General features: G+C 50.5%; 9 protein-coding genes. 5 read left to right on the plus strand and 4 right to left on the minus strand.

Going from position 1 to position 23,361, the window contains the following annotated elements; genetic code table 11:
* Positions 1–133: 133 nt before the first annotated feature.
* From L0P88_RS02795 to L0P88_RS02805, 3 genes are all read left to right on the plus strand, one after another.
* Complete coding sequence (locus L0P88_RS02795; RefSeq protein ID WP_247133121.1) at positions 134–15,451, plus strand: Calx-beta domain-containing protein; 15,318 nt, start codon at positions 134–136, stop codon at positions 15,449–15,451.
* A 227-nt stretch (positions 15,452–15,678) separates the two neighbouring features.
* Positions 15,679–16,587 carry a type IX secretion system membrane protein PorP/SprF gene (locus L0P88_RS02800; RefSeq protein ID WP_247133122.1) on the plus strand — a complete coding sequence of 303 codons (909 nt, stop codon included), beginning with the start codon at positions 15,679–15,681 and terminating at the stop codon, positions 16,585–16,587.
* An 11-nt stretch (positions 16,588–16,598) separates the two neighbouring features.
* A complete protein-coding gene (locus L0P88_RS02805) occupies positions 16,599–18,614 on the plus strand; it encodes an OmpA family protein (protein ID WP_247133123.1) in 2,016 nt (671 codons plus the stop codon).
* Between the two features lie 27 nt (positions 18,615–18,641).
* Here the strand turns inward: L0P88_RS02805 and L0P88_RS02810 are convergent, their stop codons facing one another.
* Genes L0P88_RS02810 through L0P88_RS02820 form a run of 3 tightly spaced genes read right to left on the minus strand, consistent with a single transcriptional unit; the run spans position 18,642 to position 20,298 of the window.
* Positions 18,642–19,460, minus strand: a complete 819-nt coding sequence (locus L0P88_RS02810) for a mechanosensitive ion channel family protein (RefSeq protein WP_247133124.1) — start codon at positions 19,458–19,460, stop codon at positions 18,642–18,644.
* Between the two features lie 22 nt (positions 19,461–19,482).
* On the minus strand, positions 19,483–19,671 hold the full coding sequence (locus L0P88_RS02815; RefSeq protein WP_158780315.1) for a hypothetical protein: 189 nt from the start codon (positions 19,669–19,671) through the stop codon (positions 19,483–19,485).
* Positions 19,672–20,298, minus strand: a complete 627-nt coding sequence (locus L0P88_RS02820; RefSeq protein ID WP_247133125.1) for an RNA polymerase sigma factor — start codon at positions 20,296–20,298, stop codon at positions 19,672–19,674.
* A gap of 64 nt (positions 20,299–20,362) precedes the next feature.
* Between L0P88_RS02820 and L0P88_RS02825 the strand changes: the two genes are divergently transcribed.
* Together L0P88_RS02825 and L0P88_RS02830 are read left to right on the plus strand one after the other, a co-directional pair.
* Positions 20,363–21,043, plus strand: coding sequence for a hypothetical protein (locus L0P88_RS02825; RefSeq protein ID WP_247133126.1), 681 nt, complete (start codon positions 20,363–20,365; stop codon positions 21,041–21,043).
* Entirely contained in the window at positions 21,040–22,206 is a 1,167-nt protein-coding gene (locus L0P88_RS02830; protein ID WP_247133127.1) for a hypothetical protein, read from the plus strand. Before L0P88_RS02825 ends, L0P88_RS02830 begins: the two co-directional genes overlap by 4 nt.
* On the opposite strand, the gene L0P88_RS02835 is transcribed toward L0P88_RS02830, so the two are convergent.
* Complete coding sequence (locus L0P88_RS02835) at positions 22,203–23,348, minus strand: MFS transporter (protein WP_247133128.1); 1,146 nt, start codon at positions 23,346–23,348, stop codon at positions 22,203–22,205. The two genes, L0P88_RS02830 and L0P88_RS02835, sit on opposite strands and share 4 nt — an antisense overlap.
* Positions 23,349–23,361 lie beyond the last annotated feature (13 nt).

Below are 23,361 nucleotides of genomic sequence, written 5' to 3' on the forward strand. Positions count from 1 at the left end.
ACAATTGAACCCAAATCAATTCAAAATCGTGATTCCCAAGCTTGACCTATTGCCGCAATCTGTTTCACAATTCTTTTTTTAGTCGCGCTACAGTTCAAGTCTTTAGGAATTAAGGTTTTACAAAACTTAACCTATGAAGACCAATACTTATACCGATATTATAAAGGGTATCCTCTGTTTGATCCTCATTTCCATTACCACGATTAAACTTAGTGCACAGGTACAGACCCCCTTTTCTCCAAGGTACTCGGAAACTTTGAACGGGGACGTTACCATGATTGCTAATAACGTGTTATCCCGTCATCCTTCCAATGCGTACAACGGTGAAGATGGAAACCATGATTTTAGCAATAACGTCTTTGTAGATATTGACTCCGATGGCTCTACTTTCAATTCAAGCAGTGCCAATTTATTGAATCCCGAACCAAGTTTAAGTTGTTTAAACTTCAAAAAGGTGTTACTCTATTGGGTGGCAGCTGACAAGGAGTATGATAACTATGATCTAACTGAAGGAGAGACCGGTACAGGTACGGGTTCTACTGCCGATGAACCGAATTGGAATTACAATCAACTTAAACTGATGCTTCCGGGTCAATCTGCTTACTCTACAATAACAGCAGATCAAGTAATTTATAGGGGGAGAGATGCTCATTTTATTAACGATCCCTACGTTTGCGTAAAAGACATCACATCCGATGTACAAGGCCTGAGTAATCCCTATGGTACATATCAAATTGCAAACTTAAAGGCCACTGAAGGAGATTTGTACTCACATGGAGGAGGACACACAGGTACCTCTGGAGGTTGGCAAATAGTTTTTGTCTATGAAAATCCTAGTCTGGATGGCAAGAATATTACCTTATTTGATGGATATGTACACATTGCAAGTGGTGCAGGAAATGTTGACTTCAACTTTAATGGATTCCAGACCGTACCCAATGGACAAGTAAATGCTGACATTATCTTAGGGGCATCTGAAGGGGACAGGGACATTGATGGTGATATGCTACAGATTCAGGATACCAATGGTACTTGGCAAGATATTTCCACCATACAACGGAGTGCGGATAACTTCTTCAACAGTAAAATAACATTGCGAGACCAAAATTTCACGGATAGAAATCCTTCCAGTACCAATACCTTAGGCTTTGATGCAGGTGTTTTTGAATTGAACAATACTGGGAATAACCTTATTGACAACGATCAGACTTCAGCTAATCTTAGAATTACTTCTGATCGTGAAACTTATGGGGTCTATCTTATTGGACTTAGCGTGGAAGTTTATGAACCCAGTTTGGATGCCTTGAGTTTAACCGTTGCCACTGGAAGTACCACATTAAACGCAGGTTCCATAGTTCCCATTCGCCTTGAAATGCAAAATATAGGGAACGATAATATTAGAAATCTTGAAATACAAACTACGTTACCCAATCAATTGGATTTTGCAAACGGGGATTTGCTTCCTCCAGGAGTAACCTATTCTTATGATTCAGGGAGTAAGTTGCTTACCTTTTTCATTCCCGATGGCATGACGGATACTGATGACCCTGCCTACAACCTGGACTTTAATGTGGTGGTAAATGATCCCTGTATATCATGCAATACAGACTTCACATTACAAGCAAGTGCCTCCTTTACAGGTGAAACAAATCCCAGTGCACAATCCGTTGTAAGTTCCGGAACTTTTGACGAATGCGGCCTTCCAAATTTTGATCCAACCACATTCACCGTACTTCCCAGTTTTAGGATAAATGATGTCTCTACTGATGAGGGTAATAATTTAACGTTCACCATTACCTCTTCACATATAACCCCTACCAATACCACATTTAACCTAACTTATAACAATATCACAACAACAGATAGTGATTATAGTGGTCCTACTTCCGTTGTTTTTCCAGCTAATGCTTCAAGTGCCACATTCAACGTTGCTGCAATTGACGATGATTGGTTGGAACCGGATCAAACTTTTGATGTAACCATTTCCGATCCTACAAATAATTCACTCATTTTGGATGACCAAGGAGTTGGTACCATAAGGGACACGGATGAGGCCACCATTACCACTAGCAGTTATGATGTGGATGAAGATGCTGGAATTGTTCAATTAAGGGTAGCTCTAATGTCATCCGGAAACAATGTGGGCGTAGAGCAGGCCTTTACAGTTGATTTAACCGTAAACAGTACTGGAATTACATTTCCTGCTACTGATGGTTCAGATTACAATTCCTTAACCACAACAGTTTCTTTTCCTGCCTATTCTCCGGCGGACACTGAGTTTTTTGTTCCACTGACCATTTTGGACGATAACATTGTAGAACCTTCGGAAAGAATCATCCAAAGATTATCCAATGTCTCTTACAATGAAATTAATCTAGCAAGCTCCGAAGTTATCATTAGGATTCATGATAATGATACAGCAATTGTCTCCTTACAGGACATCAACGTCAATGAAGATATTGGAAGTGTTTCCTATGAATTCCGTTTATTGGGTGAAACCCAGGACCCCTTCGATATTTCGTTTAATACTTCCGACGGGACCGCCATTGATCCAAGTGATTATTCCAGTACAAGTGGAACCGTGACCTTCACAGGTAATACCGATGAAATTCAGACAGTATCATTACCCATTATTGACGATACTTTTATTGAACCGAGCGAATCGTTCTCCGTTAACGCATCTTATACTGGAGTAGCTCCTGGATTCACCAATGCACAAGCCCTTGATGTCAGCATTGCCAATAACCCGGGGACGGTAACCATCAACGACAACGACGGGGGCGCAGGGTCCGGGATTGCCGTAACGGGCTTTACCGTCAACGAGGATGCGGGCACCGCCACCTTTGACGTTGCCCTCAACGCCGACGTACAGGGCGGCTTCGACGTGGACTTTGCCATTGCCGATGGTTCCGCCATCGCACCGAACGATTATACCGTGGCCGCGGCCAACGGCACCCTCAGCTTTACCGGGACCAACGGGGAGGTACGTTCCGTCACCGTCACCATCATCGATGATACCATCATCGAGGCGCCGGAGGATCTAAACATCACATTGTCCGGGCTGACCACCAACCTGATCAACATCGTGAACGGCAGTGCGACGGGCACCATCAACGACAACGACGGGGGTGCAGGTTCCGGAATCGCCGTAACGGGCTTCAACGTCAACGAGGATGCGGGCACCGCTACCTTTGACGTCACCCTCAATGCCGACGTTCAGGGTGGCTTCGACGTGGACTTTGCCATTGCCGATGGCTCCGCCATTGCACCGGGCGACTATACCGTGGCCGCGGCCAACGGTACCCTCAGCTTCACCGGGACCAATGGTGAGGTACGCTCCGTGACCGTAACCATCATCGACGATACCATCATCGAGGCGACCGAAGATCTAAGCATCACCCTCTCCGGACTGACCACCAACCTGATCAATATTGTAGGGGGAACCGCCACGGGTACCATCAACGACAACGACGGGGGCGCCGGTTCCGGAATCGCCGTGACGGGCTTTACCGTCGACGAGGATGCGGGCACCGCCACCTTTGACGTGGCCCTCAACGCCGACGTACAGGGCGGCTTTGACGTGGACTTTGCCATTGCCGATGGCTCCGCCATCGCACCGGGCGACTATACCGTGGCCGCGGCCAACGGCACCCTCAGCTTTACCGGGACCAATGGCGAGGTGCGGTCCGTGACCGTTACCATCATCGACGATACCCTGATAGAGGCGACCGAGGACCTGGGCATCACCCTCTCCGGGCTGACCACCAACCTGATCAATATTGTAGGGGCCACCGCCACGGGCAACATCAACGACAACGACGGGGGCGCAGGTTCCGGAATCGCCGTAACGGGCTTCAACGTCGACGAGGATGCGGGCACCGCTACCTTTGACGTTGCCCTCAACGCCGACGTACAGGGCGGCTTCGACGTGGACTTTGCCATTGCCGATGGCTCCGCCATCGCACCGGGCGACTATACCGTGGCCGCGGCCAACGGCACCCTCAGCTTTACCGGGACCAACGGGGAGGTACGTTCCGTGACCGTCACCATCATCGACGATACCTTGATAGAGGCGACCGAGGACCTGGGCATCACCCTCTCCGGACTGACCACCAACCTGATCAATATTGTAGGGGCCACCGCCACGGGCAACATCAACGACAACGACGGGGGCGCAGGTTCCGGAATCGCCGTAACGGGCTTTACCGTCAACGAGGATGCGGGCACCGCCACCTTTGACGTGGCCCTCAATGCCGACGTACAGGGCGGCTTCGACGTGGACTTTGCCATTGCCGACGGCTCCGCCATAGCTCCGAACGACTATACCGTGGCCGCGGCCAACGGCACCCTCAGCTTTACCGGGACCAATGGCGAGGTACGGTCCGTGACCGTCACCATCATCGACGATACCATCATCGAGGCGCCGGAGGACCTAAGTATCACCCTTTCCGGGCTGACCACCAATCTGATCAACATCGTGGGGGGCACCGCAACGGGCACCATCAACGACAACGACGGGGGCGCCGGTTCCGGAATCGCCGTAACGGGCTTTACCGTCAACGAGGATGCGGGCACCGCCACCTTTGACGTGGCCCTCAACGCCGACGTTCAGGGCGGCTTCGACGTGGACTTTGCCATTGCCGATGGCTCCGCCATTGCACCGGATGACTATACCGTGGCCGCTGCCAACGGCACCCTCAGCTTTACCGGGACCAACGGGGAGGTACGGTCCGTGACCGTCACCATCATCGACGATACCATCATCGAGGCGCCGGAGGACCTAAGTATCACATTGTCAGGACTTTCGACGACACTTATAAATATTGTAGGGGGCACCGCAACGGGCACCATCAACGACAACGACGGGGGTGCAGGTTCCGGCATCGCCGTAACGGGCTTCAACGTCGACGAGGATGCGGGCACCGCCACCTTTGACGTGGCCCTCAATGCCGACGTACAGGGCGGGTTCGACGTAGACTTTGCCATTGCCGATGGCTCCGCCATCGCACCGGGTGACTATACCGTGGCCTCCGCCAACGGCACCCTGGGCTTTACCGGGACCAACGGCGAGGTACACTCCGTCACCGTTACCATCATCGACGATACATTGATAGAGACTCCTGAGGATTTGGGCATCACCCTTTCGGGGCTGACCACCAATCTGATCAACATCGTGGGCGGCAGTGCAACAGGCACCATCAACGACAACGACGGGGGCGCCGGGTCCGGCATCGCCGTGACGGGCTTCAACGTCAACGAGGACGCGGGCACCGCTACCTTTGACGTCACACTGAACGCCGACGTACAGGGTGGGTTCGATGTGGACTTTGCCATTGCCGATGGCTCCGCCATCGCACCGGGTGACTATACCGTGGCCGCCGCCAACGGCACCCTTAGCTTTACCGGGAACAACGGGGAGGTACGATCCGTGACCGTTACCATCATCGACGATACATTGATAGAGACTCCTGAGGATTTGGGCATCACCCTTTCGGGGCTGACCACCAACTTGATCAACATTGTAGGGGGCACCGCAACGGGTACCATCAACGACAACGACGGGGGCGCCGGGTCCGGCATCGCCGTGACGGGCTTCAACGTCAACGAGGATGCGGGCACCGCCACCTTTGACGTCACGCTCAATGCCGACGTGCAGGGCGGCTTCGATGTGGACTTTACCATTGCCGATGGCTCCGCCATTTCACCGGGTGACTATACCGTGGCCGCGGCCAACGGCACCCTCAGCTTTACCGGGACCAACGGGGAGGTACGTTCCGTCACCGTCACCATCATCGACGATACCATCATCGAGGCACCGGAGGACCTAAACATCACATTGTCCGGGCTGACCACCTCACTGATCAACATTGTAGGGGGCACCGCCACGGGTACCATCAACGACAACGACGGGGGCGCAGGTTCCGGCATCGCCGTAACGGGCTTCAACGTCGACGAGGATGCGGGCACCGCCACCTTTGACGTGGCCCTCAACGCCGACGTACAGGGCGGCTTCGACGTGGACTTTGCCATTGCCGATGGCTCCGCCATCGCACCGGGCGACTATACCGTGGCCGCGGCCAACGGCACCCTCAGCTTTACCGGGACCAATGGCGAGGTACGTTCCGTCACCGTTACCATCATCGACGATACCTTGATAGAGGCGACCGAGGACCTGGGCATCACCCTCTCCGGACTGACCACCAACCTGATCAACATCGTCAACGGCACCGCAACGGGCACCATCAACGACAACGACGGGGGCGCAGGTTCCGGCATCGCCGTAACGGGCTTTACCGTCAACGAGGATGCGGGCACCGCCACCTTTGACGTGGCCCTCAACGCCGACGTTCAGGGCGGCTTCGACGTGGACTTTGCCATTGCCGATGGCTCCGCCATAGCTCCGAACGACTATACCGTGGCCTCGGCAAACGGCACCCTCAGCTTTACCGGGACCAATGGCGAGGTGCGGTCCGTGACCGTTACCATCATCGACGATACCCTGATAGAGGCGACCGAGGACCTGGGCATCACCCTCTCCGGGCTGACCACCAACCTGATCAATATTGTAGGGGCCACCGCCACGGGCACCATCAACGACAACGACGGGGGCGCAGGTTCCGGAATCGCCGTAACGGGCTTTACCGTCAACGAGGATGCGGGCACCGCCACCTTTGACGTTGCCCTCAATGCCGACGTTCAGGGCGGCTTCGACGTGGACTTTGCCATTGCCGATGGCTCCGCCATAGCTCCGGGTGACTATACCGTGGCCGCCGCCAACGGGACCCTCAGTTTTACCGGTACCAACGGGGAGGTACGGTCCGTCACCGTCACCATCATCGACGATACCCTGATAGAGACACCGGAGGACCTAAACATCACATTGTCCGGGCTGACCACCAACCTGATCAACATTGTAGGGGGAACCGCCACGGGCACCATCAACGACAACGACGGGGGCGCCGGTTCCGGAATCGCCGTAACGGGCTTTACCGTCAACGAGGATGCGGGCACCGCCACCTTTGACGTTGCCCTCAATGCCGACGTACAGGGCGGCTTCGACGTGGACTTTGCCATTGCCGACGGCTCCGCCATAGCTCCGAACGACTATACCGTGGCCGCGGCCAACGGCACCCTCAGCTTTACCGGGACCAACGGGGAGGTACGGTCCGTGACCGTCACCATCATCGACGATACCATCATCGAGGCGCCGGAGGACCTAAACATCACATTGTCCGGACTGACCACTTCACTGATCAACATCGTCAACGGCACCGCCACGGGCACCATCAACGACAACGACGGGGGCACCGGTTCCGGAATCGCCGTAACGGGCTTCAACGTCGACGAGGATGCGGGCACCGCCACCTTTGACGTTGCCCTCAATGCCGACGTACAGGGCGGCTTCGACGTGGACTTTGCCATTGCCGATGGTTCCGCCATCGCACCGGGCGACTATACCGTGGCCGCGGCCAACGGCACCCTCAGCTTTACCGGGACCAACGGGGAGGTACGGTCCGTGACCGTTACCATCATCGACGATACATTGATAGAAGCGACCGAAGATCTAAGCATCACCCTCTCCGGACTGACCACCAACCTGATCAACATCGTGAACGGCAGTGCGACGGGCACCATCAACGACAACGACGGGGGCACCGGTTCCGGAATCGCCGTAACGGGCTTCAACGTCGACGAGGGTGCGGGCACCGCCACCTTTGACGTTGCCCTCAACGCCGACGTACAGGGCGGCTTTGACGTGGACTTTGCCATTGCCGATGGTTCCGCCATCGCACCGGGCGACTATACCGTGGCCGCGGCAAACGGCACCCTCAGCTTTACCGGGACCAATGGCGAGGTGCGGTCCGTGACCGTTACCATCATCGACGATACATTGATAGAGACTCCTGAGGACCTGGGCATCACCCTCTCCGGGCTGACCACCAACCTGATCAATATTGTAGGGGCCACCGCCACGGGCAACATCAACGACAACGACGGGGGCGCAGGTTCCGGAATCGCCGTAACGGGCTTCAACGTCGACGAGGATGCGGGCACCGCTACCTTTGACGTTGCCCTCAACGCCGACGTACAGGGCGGCTTTGACGTGGACTTTGCCATTGCCGATGGCTCCGCCATCGCACCGGGCGACTATACCGTGGCCGCGGCAAACGGCACCCTCAGCTTTACCGGGACCAATGGCGAGGTGCGGTCCGTGACCGTTACCATCATCGACGATACATTGATAGAGACTCCTGAGGACCTGGGCATCACCCTCTCCGGACTGACCACCAACCTGATCAATATTGTAGGGGCCACCGCCACGGGCAACATCAACGACAACGACGGGGGCGCAGGTTCCGGAATCGCCGTAACGGGCTTCAACGTCGACGAGGATGCGGGCACCGCTACCTTTGACGTTGCCCTCAACGCCGACGTACAGGGCGGCTTCGACGTGGACTTTGCCATTGCCGATGGCTCCGCCATCGCACCGGGCGACTATACCGTGGCCGCGGCCAACGGCACCCTCAGCTTTACCGGGACCAATGGCGAGGTGCGGTCCGTGACCGTTACCATCATCGACGATACATTGATAGAGACTCCTGAGGACCTGGGCATCACCCTCTCCGGGCTGACCACCAACCTGATCAATATTGTAGGGGCCACCGCCACGGGCAACATCAACGACAACGACGGGGGCGCAGGTTCCGGAATCGCCGTAACGGGCTTCAACGTCGACGAGGATGCGGGCACCGCTACCTTTGACGTTGCCCTCAACGCCGACGTACAGGGCGGCTTCGACGTGGACTTTGCCATTGCCGATGGCTCCGCCATCGCACCGGGCGACTATACCGTGGCCGCGGCCAACGGCACCCTCAGCTTTACCGGGACCAACGGGGAGGTACGGTCCGTGACCGTCACCATCATCGACGATACCACCATCGAGGCGACCGAGGATTTAAGTATCACCCTCTCCGGACTGACCACCAACCTGATCAATATTGTAGGGGCCACCGCCACGGGCAACATCAACGACAACGACGGGGGCGCAGGTTCCGGAATCGCCGTAACGGGCTTTACCGTCAACGAGGATGCGGGCACCGCCACCTTTGACGTGGCCCTCAATGCCGACGTACAGGGCGGCTTCGACGTGGACTTTGCCATTGCCGACGGCTCCGCCATAGCTCCGAACGACTATACCGTGGCCGCGGCCAACGGCACCCTCAGCTTTACCGGGACCAATGGCGAGGTACGGTCCGTGACCGTCACCATCATCGACGATACCATCATCGAGGCGCCGGAGGACCTAAGTATCACCCTTTCCGGGCTGACCACCAATCTGATCAACATCGTGGGGGGCACCGCAACGGGCACCATCAACGACAACGACGGGGGCGCTGGTTCCGGTGTTGCCGTAACGGGCTTCAACGTCGACGAGGATGCGGGCACCGCCACCTTTGACGTCACCCTCAATGCCGACGTACAGGGCGGCTTCGACGTGGACTTTGCCATTGCCGATGGCTCCGCCATTGCACCGGATGACTATACCGTGGCCTCGGCCAACGGCACCCTCAGCTTTACCGGGACCAACGGGGAGGTACGTTCCGTGACCGTCACCATCATCGACGATACCATCATCGAGGCGACCGAGGACCTAAGTATCACCCTTTCCGGGCTGACCACCTCACTGATCAACATCGTGGGGGGCACCGCAACGGGTACCATCAACGACAACGACGGGGGTGCAGGTTCCGGAATCGCCGTAACGGGCTTCAACGTCGACGAGGACGCGGGCACCGCCACCTTTGACGTGGCCCTCAACGCCGACGTACAGGGCGGCTTCGACGTGGACTTTGCCATTGCCGATGGTACCGCCATGGCTCCGAACGACTATACCGTGGCCGCCGCCAACGGCACCCTCAGCTTCACCGGGACCAACGGGGAGGTACGTTCCGTCACCGTCACCATCATCGACGATACCTTGATAGAGGCGACCGAGGACCTGGGCATCGCCCTCTCCGGGCTGACCACCAACCTGATCAATATTGTAGGGGCCACCGCCACGGGCAACATCAACGACAACGACGGGGGCGCAGGTTCCGGCATCGCCGTAACGGGCTTCAACGTCAACGAGGATGCGGGCACCGCTACCTTTGACGTCACGCTCAATGCCGACGTGCAGGGCGGCTTCGATGTGGACTTTACCATTGCCGATGGCTCCGCCATTTCACCGGGTGACTATACCGTGGCCGCGGCCAACGGCACCCTCAGCTTTACCGGGACCAACGGGGAGGTACGTTCCGTCACCGTCACCATCATCGACGATACCACCATCGAGGCGCCGGAGGACCTAAGCATCACCCTTTCCGGGCTGACCACCAATCTGATCAACATTGTAGGGGGCACCGCAACGGGCACCATCAACGACAACGACGGGGGCGCTGGTTCCGGCATCGCCGTAACGGGCTTTACCGTCAACGAGGATGCGGGCACCGCCACCTTTGACGTGGCCCTCAATGCCGACGTACAGGGCGGCTTTGACGTGGACTTTGCCATTGCCGATGGCTCCGCCATCGCACCGGGTGACTATACCGTGGCCTCGGCCAACGGCACCCTCAGCTTTACCGGGACCAACGGGGAGGTACGGTCCGTCACCGTCACCATCATCGACGATACCTTGATAGAGGCGACCGAGGACCTAAGCATCACATTGTCCGGGCTGACCACCTCACTTATAAACATCGTGAACGGCAGTGCGACGGGCACCATCAACGACAACGACGGGGGCGCCGGTTCCGGTGTTGCCGTAACGGGCTTCAACGTCAACGAGGGTGCGGGCACCGCCACCTTTGACGTCACTCTCAATGCCGACGTTCAGGGCGGCTTCGACGTGGACTTTGCCATTGCCGATGGTTCCGCCATTGCACCGGGCGACTATACCGTGGCCTCGGCCAACGGCACCCTCAGCTTTACCGGGACCAACGGGGAGGTACGTTCCGTCACCGTCACCATCATCGACGATACCTTGATAGAGGCGACCGAGGACCTAAGTATCACCCTTTCCGGGCTTTCGACGACACTTATAAATATTGTAGGGGCCACCGCAACGGGTACCATCAACGACAACGACGGGGGCGCAGGGTCCGGCATCGCCGTAACGGGCTTCAACGTCAACGAGGATGCGGGCACCGCTACCTTTGACGTTGCCCTCAACGCCGACGTTCAGGGCGGCTTCGACGTGGACTTTGCCATTGCCGATGGCTCAGCCATTGCACCGGGCGACTATACCGTGGCCGCCGCCAACGGGACCCTCAGCTTCACCGGGACCAACGGCGAGGTACGCTCCGTGACCGTCACCATCATCGACGATACCATCATCGAGGCGACCGAGGATTTAAGTATCACCCTCTCCGGGCTGACCACTTCACTGATCAACATCGTCAACGGCACCGCCACGGGCAACATCAACGACAACGACGGGGGCGCAGGTTCCGGGATTGCCGTAACGGGCTTTACCGTCGACGAGGATGCGGGCACCGCCACCTTTGACGTGGCCCTCAACGCCGACGTACAGGGCGGCTTCGACGTGGACTTTGCCATTGCCGATGGTTCCGCCATCGCACCGGGCGACTATACCGTGGCCACGGCCAACGGCACCCTCAGCTTTACCGGGACCAACGGGGAGGTACGTTCCGTGACCGTCACCATCATCGACGATACCTTGATAGAGGCGACCGAGGACCTGGGCATCACCCTCTCCGGACTGACCACCTCACTTATAAACATCGTCAACGGCACCGCCACGGGCAACATCAACGACAACGACGGGGGCGCCGGTTCCGGCATCGCCGTAACGGGCTTTACCGTCAACGAGGGTGCGGGCACCGCCACCTTTGACGTTGCCCTCAATGCCGACGTACAGGGCGGCTTCGACGTGGACTTTGCCATTGCCGATGGTACCGCCATGGCTCCGGGCGACTATACCGTGGCCTCGGCCAACGGCACCCTCAGCTTTACCGGGACCAACGGGGAGGTACGTTCCGTCACCGTCACCATCATCGACGATACCTTGATAGAGGCGACCGAGGACCTGGGCATCACCCTCTCCGGGCTGACCACCAACCTGATCAACATTGTAGGGGGAACCGCCACGGGCAACATCAACGACAACGACGGGGGCGCAGGTTCGGGAATTGACTTTGTTGCCACCGACGTGACCGTCACCGAGGGTGCGGGCGTGACCGCTACCTTTGAGGTAAGGCTCAGCGGGGACTTCCAGGATGCCTTTGATGTCGCCTTCGAGACCGCTTTCGGTACAGCCACCGCAACGGACCTTGTCCCACAGGCCGATAACATCTCCTTCGCCGGTAATGATGGCGAGGTACACACCATCGTGGTCGATATCCTGAACGATGACATCATTGAACCCACGGAGGGCTACTTTGTGGACCTCTTGGGCACCACCAATCCCCTTGTGGCCATCAACACGCCACAGGCGACCGGCACCATCCTTGATGATGACCTGGATCCAACCGATGGCCTTGACTTTGTCGCCACCGATGTGACCGTCACCGAGGGTGCGGGCGTGACCGCTACCTTTGAGGTAAGGCTCAGCGGGGACTTCCAGGACCCCTTTGATGTCGCCTTCGAGACTGCTTTCGGTACAGCCACCGCAACGGACCTTGTCCCACAGGCGGACAACATCTCCTTTGCCGGTAATGATGGCGAGGTACACACCATCGTGGTCGATATCCTGAACGATGACATCATTGAACCCGCGGAGGGCTACTTTGTGGACCTCTTGGGCACCACCAATCCCCTTGTGGCCATCAACACGCCACAGGCGACCGGCACCATCCTTGATGATGACCTGGATCCAACCGATGGCCTTGACTTTGTCGCCACCGATGTGACCGTCACCGAGGGTGCGGGCGTGACCGCTACCTTTGAGGTAAGGCTCAGCGGGGACTTCCAGGATGCCTTTGATGTCGCCTTCGAGACCGCTTTTGGTACAGCCACCGCAACGGACCTTGTCCCACAGGCGGATAACATCTCCTTCGCCGGTAATGATGGCGAGGTACACACCATCGTGGTCGATATCCTGAACGATGACATCATTGAACCCACGGAGGGCTACTTTGTGGACCTCTTGGGCACCACCAATCTCCTTGTGGCCATCAACACGCCACAGGCGACCGGCACCATCCTTGATGATGATTTGGTACCTAGCACTGGAATTCAATTTGATAATACCAATATCATAGTCACAGAAGGCACGGACGCTTTTGCAAGGTTCACGGTTTCCCTTATTGGAAACATTGCCGAAAATGTTACCGTTGATTTTGTGAGCAATGATGGTACCGCTTTGGATGGTTCGGATTATAATGCAGATTCGGGTACAATCGTTTTTACCCCAACTGAAAAATCGTTCGATATCGACATTCAAATTATTGACAACAGCATCATTGAACCTACTGAAGAATTTACAGTGGTACTATCAAATATAGTGTCCAACTTTGGGATAGGCTTTGTTGATGGAAATACAACCAATACCGCAACAGGTACCATCCTGGATGATGATAGTAATCCATCACTTGGTATCCAATTCGACATCAACAGTATCAATGTCAATGAGGATGTAGGAACCGTAACCTTAAATGTGGTCCTTAATGTTGATGTTCAAAATGAGTTTACCGTTGAATACCACTCTGTTGACGGAACAGCTACTGATGTTCTGGACTACACAGGCATTCCAAGCGGAAGCCAAACATTGGTCTTTGGGGGTACCCATAGCAATACCCAAACTATTGCCATTCCCATCATCGATGACATCATCACCGAAAATATGGAAGACTTCAACGTCTTACTAAGCAATATTTCAACCACCTTGGTGAACATTTTGGCAAATGACACTGCCCACATCAATATCATCGATAATGATGGTAACGAAGGGTGGCCGGAAGATATAACGCTTGAAGCTTGTGATGCCATTCCAGCTCCAGCCAATATTACTTCGACCAGTACTTGTGCCATAAACGTGGATTTCGAAGAGGTGATTGACGGGGACACGGATAGCTGTCCAACGGAATATACCATCACAAGAACATGGACCATTACCGACTGTGTGGGTAATATACGTGAACATGTTCAGGTAATTACCATTGAAGATACGGTAGCTCCTATATTTGTTGAGCCGCTACCATTGGATATGACGGTATCCTGTGACAACGTTCCCAATGCCGATGTACTCACCGCAATTGATAGCTGTGAACCCAATATGGTGGTAGACTTTACCGAGACAATAACGGGTCAGGATGATTCGTGTCCATCTGAATATACCATCGTAAGGACATGGAGTGTCGCCGATTGTGCTGGCAACGCGGTTTCCCATACCCAAACCATAGTAGTGGAAGATACGCAGGCCCCGACTTTTGTTGAAACATTGCCAGAAAGTATGACCGTTCAGTGCAATGCGGTACCAGATGCAGCTGTATTGACAGCTATTGATAACTGTGACCCAAATATTGTGGTAACGTTTGATGAGGTAATCACCAATGATGCCAACTGTGCGAATGGGTATACCGTTACACGTACATGGTCAACAAGTGATTGTGCCGGCAATGGCGTTTCCCATACACAGATTATTACCATAGCACCAACAGGGCCTATTACCGCAAGCGATTATGAAGAACAGGTTACCGTGCTTTGTGGTGATGCGCTTCCCGAAGTACCGGAACTTACATTCTCCGGTGGCTGTGGTAACTATACCGTAGTGTTCAACGAAGTAACCGAGTTCTCGGATGATACCGATGATTATATGGTCATCAGAACTTGGGATGTAACCGATTCTTGTGGCAACATGGCTTCATTTGAACAGATTGTATTTGTATTGCAGCCAAAATTGGAAGAAGTCTTCATTACCATCTGCGTGGAGGATGATGCCATAGACCTAGTGGAATACCTGCCGGAATCTTTTGATACTTCAGGAACCTTTACCATTGTCCAAGGCGAAGTAACAATGGAAGGAAGTATGTTCAATCCGACTGACCTTGCCGTTGGTGAATATCTTATTGCTTATACGTCTACGGAAGGAACATGTAAATACTATGTGGATTTCACCATAGACGTCAATAGCGATTGCGTACCCTGTGGAAGGAATGAAATTAAGGTTTCAAAAACCGTTACGGCCAATGCGGACACAATCAACGACTTCTTTGAAATTACCGGTGTGGAATACTGTCTGTATACCTTTGAAGTGATGATTTTCAATAGATGGGGTGACAAGGTATTCGAATCGGCCAACTATGAAAATACGTGGGGAGGATTTGCACCAAACAATTCCGTAGGTAACTCCGGTATGCTCCCTTCGGGCACCTATTACTATGTTATTAAAGTAAATGAAAGACCGGAATTTGAACCTATCAATGGCTTCATCTATCTAGGAACCGAGTAGGAATGTAATTGCTAATTAAGGCCAATCCTGGATTGGCCTTAATTAGTCATTCACCGCTTCCAACCTTCATTTTATCCCAGCGAATTTACCTTTAAACGAAACAACTATCCAACAACGAATAAAAATGGGTTTTGAACGGCTAAATTACTGGTTACCAACAAGTTTTTGTTGCTTTGTATCAGGAATGCAACCCAAGAAATTCCGAAGGAAAACTTAACCTATAAGTCATGAAAACGCTTTGTTATGGTGTATTGGTAATCACAATGTTGCTAACCGTGCAACTAAGTGCGCAACAATTGCCGCAGTTTACACAGTACATGTTCAATCCCATTTCCATAAATCCTGCCTATGCGGGCAGCAGACAGGTATTAAACCTCACGGCCTTACACAGAAACCAATGGGCCGGACTGAATGGGAATCCCGTGACCAGTACATTTTCTGTCCATACACCTTTACAGAACGAACGTGTTGGACTGGGCATTTCCTACATTACCGATCAATTGGGTTTTGAAAAAACGGATTACGTATACGGTGACTTTTCCTATACCATTCCCGTTTCCTTTGAAGCCAAATTGTCCTTCGGATTAAAAGCAGGTTTCACCAATTACCGTCTGGAAAATCCCGATATCAACGATCCTTTCTTTGCCGACAATTTTAACAGTTGGCAGCCCAATATAGGGGCTGGGGTCTACCTAAGTACCAATAGATGGTATGCTGGTATTTCCACCCCAAGGATTTTGAACACGGATTTAAATCAAGGGGAATTTGAGGCCTTGGAGCGCGTAAGTTATTATGCCATGGGTGGATTGGTCCTGGATTTGACCCTGGACATAAAGTTTAGGCCATCCTTCATCACAAAATTTACCAATGGGGCCCCGGCCACATATGATGTAACCGCTGGTTTTCTGTTCTATGAGAAATTTTGGGCAGGTGCTTCCTACCGATTCAACGATGCTTCCAATTTTGGGGCCTATATGGATTATCAGGTATCCAAGGATATACGAATTGGATATGCCTATGACCTCCCCACCGGTATCATTAGACCCTATACCGGAGGGACGCACGAAGTCATATTGATTTTTGAGCCAAGATTGGTCAAAAGTAAGAATCTGTACCGGTCACCAAGATATTTCTAAAATAGTTGAACATGAGATCAAAACCCTTATTTGTCATTACATGCGTTGTTTTGTTGGCAACTTCGTTTTTGACAGCACAGTCCGTAGCTCAGAAAAAAGCTGATATCATGTTCAGCAAGTTTTCTTATGCCAAAGCCATTCCCCTCTATGAAGAAATGTTAGTGAAAGATGACAATGCTTTCCACGCCTTGCAAAGGCTGGCCGAATCCTATCTTTTGCTAAGGGACTTTGAAAAGTCCATTCCTTATTTTGAACGTTTTATTGAAAGTAGGGAAACCCCTTCCAACTACTATTTTAAGTACGGAATGGCCCTTAAAAGTATCGGTAAGGAAAAAGAGGCACTTCATTGGCTAAAACGCTACAAAAAGCTGAACAAAAACGATAAGCGCGTAAAACAGTTTTTAAAGGACGGGAACCTTGCGTCCGTAGTTTTCAACAGCAGGGAACGTTACGAAGTGGAACCCGTTCACTTTAATTCCGAATACAATGATTTTGGCGCCATTGAGTTCAATGGCCGAATTTATTTTAGTTCAAGTAGATCGACCAAAGAAAAGGCGAACCTTTACGAATGGGACAATCAGCCATGGTTGGATATTTATTACATTGAAGAAGACAATGATGCTTTCTCCGGTAGGATGTCGGATTTTGGAGTTATGCCGTTTGATGATGCCATCAACTCAGAATACCATGAGAGTTCCCTGGCCTTTTCAACCGATTATAAAAATGATACCATCATATACTTCACCAGAAACAATTATTTCCAAAATAAAACCGGTTTTTACGAAATAAAACACAAAGAAGAAAAACTGGTCGAAAAACGAAACAACCTAAAAATTTATAAGGCCGAAAAAGTCGATGGTAACTGGGAGGTAACACGAAACCTTAAACTCAATGCCGATCACTATTCCACTGGACACCCCAGTGTAAATCCCAATAGGACCAAACTGTACTTTGCATCGGACAGACCCGGCGGTTATGGGGGAACGGATATTTATTACTGTGACATTCATCCCAGGGGAGGCGTTGGCAAGGCCGTAAATGCCGGTCCAATCGTAAATACTGCAGGAAATGAGATGTTTCCTTTTGTAAACAATGAGGGCAAACTATTCTTTTCCTCGGACGGACATGTGGGCTTTGGACAGTTGGATGTCTTTGCCACCGTAACCAACGAAGAAGATGCCATTGTGGATATTATAAATCTCGGAAAACCGATCAATAGTGAGAAAGACGACTTTGCTTTCTATTCCAACGAGGACGGCACCAAGGGATATATAAGTTCCAACCGAAAGGGAGGTAAAGGGGGCGATGATATCTACAGATTTGATTTTACTCCTTCGCTTTATCTGGAAGGCTACGTTTATGATGCTGTCAATGATCTACCGTTGGATTCCGTATTGATCCAATTGACCAAGGATAATGGCGATACCTTTATCAAAGAAACCACTACGGACAAAAACGGGTACTACCGCATGTTCGTCAACAGAAATATGGACTATACCCTATCCTTAACGAGACGGACCCATCCGAACAAAATGGTGGATTTATCCACATTCAATCTTCCCAGGACACAAAAGAAGGTTGTAAGGGATATCTATATGGAGCCTGTAATGGACGTTAAGGTCCTGGCAGGATTGAATAAAATATATTTTGATTTTGATAAGAGTAACATTCGGCCCGATGCTGCCAGGGAATTGGATAAGGTGGTGAACCTAATGCTCGTCACCTATCCCTATATGACCATTAAGTTGGAAGCACATACCGATCCCGTTGGGAGTCATCAATACAATGACAAATTATCCGAAGCCAGGGCAAAATCAACATATGACTACCTCATCAAAAATGGTATTTCCAAAGAAAGGATCCTGTCGTACAAGGGTTTTGGAAAACGGAGACCCGTTAATAATTGCAAGACCAAATGGGATTGCCCGGCCAAAGTATTGGAGTTGAACCGACGAACTGAATTTCCCATCATCAATATCTTGGGACCGGAAAGTAAAAAAGCCTTGGTATTGAACAAAAGTAAATAGGTAAAAGCCCTCGGTTGAGGGCTTTCTTTATGATTTTAACGTAACTTTTTGGGAAACCACATCCTTTATGGGAACCACTACCTTCCCTTTCGCTGTAGATAAGGTTATGGAGATATTATCAATGGCCTCAATGGTTCCTTCAATACCATCAAATGCTATGGTATCCCCAACCATATAGGTTTTTCTGGCATAGAACATTTTTAGCACATCGGAAAATACTTCCCGGGAACCTAGACCAAATCCTAAGGCCGCTGCAAAGAGGAAAGCCCCTAAAATCAAGGTGAAATTACTGGTAATGATTTCCGTATTGATGCCCGCTTGGTTCAATGCAGTTATGGAGACAAAAAAGGCAATAAGATAAAAGAGTGTGCCGCTGATAAACTTTGAACCCCCAATTCCCATGGAATCAAATAAGGCCAAAGTGGCTTTCTTAACGGCAGAGGCCAAATACAGTCCTCCTCCGAGTATGACTATGGCACTGACCAAGGTAGGCAGGTAACCAAAGATTGAAACGATGCCCTCGGATATTGCCTGAATTCCCAAGACCTCGGAAATGACCACGGTAAACAATAGGATCAAAAGGATTTTGGTTACCCCAAGGATGATCTTTATTAAATCTACCTTGACCTCTTTATCCCCAAATAGTTTGGCCTCCGCTATTTTTTGTGACAAACGGTCTACCTTGGCAGCCTTCAATATCCGTTTTAGTACGAACATGATGATCTTTACCAAAATCCATGCAACAAGAAGGCCTAAAATGCCCAAAATTATTTTTGGTAACATTTGGACCGTACTGGTGAGGATTTCCCCAAGACTCTCTTCCAAAACCTGTTTATACTTTTCCATGATCCTGTGTTTATTGATTTGGTTATTTTCTTTTGTTGGTTTTAAACAATCCTGATAAAATGGAGGAATAATTGGAGGTTACCAAAACGGCCATATCCAAAATCAACTTGGCAATGGCCACGTCGTTCATTACCCTCTGGCGTAATTCAGGGGGTACTTCCCTTAAATCGGTGTTCAGTTGCCTGAACGGGTTTTTGAATTCCTCTGCCATCTAACTCAAGGTTTTATAGATTTCCAACAGTTTTGCCTTGGCACGTTTTAAACGCATCTTTATGGCACTTTCCCCTAATTCCATTAAGTCCGAGAGTTCCTTTATGGAAGCACCATCCTGGTACTTCAACAACAAAATGGATTTATCCTCCGGACTTACCATTTCCAGGGCTTTTTCCAGCCTATTGGCCTTCATTGCATAAATGCTTTCATCCGGTACTTCATCGGTCATTTTATAGTCAACATCATCCATCCGTACCGACCTGTCGCTTAGCTTCCGTTGCTTGTTTCGATTTACATAATTTACACAGAAGTTATAGGTAAACGAATACAACCATGTCGAAAACTTTGACTTCCCTTTAAAACTTGCCAGTTTAATGAAAAGCATTAGAAATACATCCTGCGTTAAGTCCTCTGCTTCATCCTGGGAGCGGGCAAAACCGTAACACTTATTGTACACTACTTTGGAATAGCGGTCATAAAGAACACCAAACAATAGTGTATCGTTTTTGGCAACGATCTTCTCCACTAACGCTTCATCCGTCAAATTACCATACGGACCATCCTTACCCAATGATTGCTTGGTTTGATTTACTAGAATTAGAAACAGTCTTTTGAGTAAAGTCACTTTGCCCTAGTTGTAGGTGAAGGAAAGATAGGGCAAAACAAGGTATCTTTGAAAAAACAACATCATGAAAATCCAACTTACCCTTTTACTGCTCCTATGCCTTTTTATAGGTTGTAAATCCGATAAAAAAGAACTGCCTGCCCCCAAGGAAGTGGAGTTGACCATCTTGGAAAAAGTTGCCAAGGCCCATGGTTATGACAACTGGCGCAATGTACAGGAACTGGCATTCACATTCAATGTGGACCGGGATTCCACACATTTTGAAAGAAGTTGGATATGGCGACCAAAAACCAACCAGGTCACCCATATTTCCGGCACCGATACCCTAACCTATAACAGGGCTACCATGGACAGTGTGGCCTACAAGACCAATGCCGGTTTTATCAATGACCGCTATTGGTTGTTGGCGCCGTTCAATCTACTTTGGGACAGGGACAATTTTACGTTTGACCACCAAAAACAGGAAATGGCACCCATTAGCAAAAAGCCCATGCAGAAATTGACCATAGTTTATGGAAACGAAGGAGGTTATACCCCTGGGGATGCCTATGATTTCTACTTTGGGGATGATTATGTGATCCAGGAATGGGTCTTTAGAAAAGGAAATCAATCAGAGCCCTCAATGACCACAACTTGGGAGAACTATACTGATATCAAAGGATTGAAGTTAGGGCGTGATCATAAGAAGATGGATGGGAATTTTAATTTGTATTTGGACAACATTCGCATAGAACTTATCCAATGATAAGATGGATAGCACTTTGCCTCCTGTTTGGTTCCTGTTTGGTTCATGCACAACAACAAAAATTTGGAATTGTCCTTGATGCAGAGACCAGTTATCCTGTTGAGTTTGTCGATGTTTTTAACGCCTATGACAATACCCATACCAACGAGGACGGGAAATACTTTATGCTCAGCTACGGAGATTCCCTGACTTTTTCGAAAATAGGCTATCAAAAAACAACTTTTCATTTTAAGGATTTAAAAGATACCTTGTGGCTTACCCCAAGTGCCCTAAAGCTTGAAGGGGTTACCCTGGTAAGCATGAAAAGTACCTGGGAGAAGGTCAAGGATTCCCTGGAAAGCAACTATATGCTATCGCCATTCAAAGAACGGTTCTTTCTTAGATGCCTGCTTAGAAAAAATGGGGAAATCGTTAGAATTCAGGACATTGAAGGAAAACTTCGTAGAAAGACCTTGCTCTACCGAAAGGAGATGCCATTTGGCAAAAAGGATTTTGAATTCGAAATATCCAATATGCGTAAGATCGGAATCGAAAAGGATGAAAATGATGTGTACTTTACTGTTTTTTCACTATCGCAACTGTTATTGGAATCCATTAGGCTAAACGCTACCGGACCGGGCTTTTCAATCAGTGAAAAAGCATTCGAAAATGAAGATAGGGTACGTATAAACATTCAAAGTGATTCCACCGCAGGTGGAGTGGATACAAGAGGCCACTATATTATAAACTCAAGGAACAACGCCATAGAATCCGTGGTCCTTAACACTACTATTGATACGGACAACTATTTTAAAAACGGTCCCATACGTTCCAGGACCATAAAACGGAACCAAACTGCGCTTTTTTCAAAATCGGCTAAATGGAACAAATACTTTTTTGGATTGTGCAAAATGTTGTTTTTTATAGAAATCACGCATACCAAAAAGGATTTTAGGGATATCTACACCTGTGAGTACATCCTAAAGACCTTTAATCATGGTGATGATTTCCCATTTTCGCCCAATGTAAACGCCCAAAAGGATATTTTTAAACTAAAACATCCCTACAACGAGCAGTTTTGGACTACTCAAAATAATCTGCTGCTTACCGATGAAATGAAGAATTTTATTGAGACTATTGGAAGTTCAAATAAGGAGTTTAACATCAGGACCAATTTAAACTAGGACCTTTTTCTAATGAATCCAGTAATCAATAGTACCAGTACCGCACAACCCAATAAGGTCAGAAAGCTGATTCGCAAACTATGTTTTTCCGCCAAAAAGCCCAGAATAACGGGACCGGACAAAAACCCCAAATAACCTGTTCCTGCAATAAAGGCAATACCCTGGGCAGAATCCACACCTTTTACCTTGCCTCCAATGCGAAACAACTCCGGAACTATTACGGAAAAGCCAAGCCCGGTGAGGGCGAAACCCAAAATGGCCAGCAGTGTTATTCCAGAGAGCACGCCTGCATAGCCAAAGATGGCTACTATGGCACCAAGCGCCACGATATTGAAAGAACCTATTTTCCCGCTGATGCCATCACCCAAAAATCTCCCTAAGGTCATGGTTACTGAAAATGCCAAAAAACCCGCACCGAACAACTGCTCCGGAGCCAGTGTTACTTCTTTTAAGTAAAGCGCACTCCAATCGACAATGGCGCCTTCGCTCGCAAAACTTATGAACCCTATCAAACCCAAAAAAAACAAAGGTCTGAACAGTCTTAAACTAAAGGGTTCCTTTTCCATGGGAACCGAACGTTGGGCAAAATATTGCTTTCGGAAGGACAGGTTCACCAGCAAGACCAAAATGGCCACAATGGTCATGTGCATAAAAGGATTCCCTATCAATGGGATCATAAAGCTGCCCAAACCGGCCAGAACACCCCCCAAACTGAAAAAACCATGGGCTGCCGACATAAATTGCACCTTATCCTCCTTTTCCAATTCCGTTACCAAAGTGTTCATGGCAATATCCGTGATGCCATTGGAGGCTCCGAACAGGTATAATGCTACGCAGAGCAATTCATAACTTGGAGCGGCCAGGGGCAATAATGCGGAGATCGAACAGCACACCACTCCCCACCACGTGGTCCTACCCACGCCCAATTTATTGATAATCTTGGAGGCGATGGGAAATACGGTAAACACCCCAAGGGCCAGAAAAAAGAGGGCCACACCCAAATCGGCTTTATCAATACCCAGTTTATCCTTGACCGAGGGTATATAAATGGCCCAGGTACCGAACCATATATTTAGACTGGCGAAGACAAATGCCGGAGCAAAATACCTTGGGTTGGACAAGATTAAGTACAGTGATTTCATAATCTTTAGCTAC

The organism is Muricauda sp. SCSIO 64092 (genome assembly GCF_023016285.1).
Lineage (GTDB): Bacteria > Bacteroidota > Bacteroidia > Flavobacteriales > Flavobacteriaceae > Croceivirga.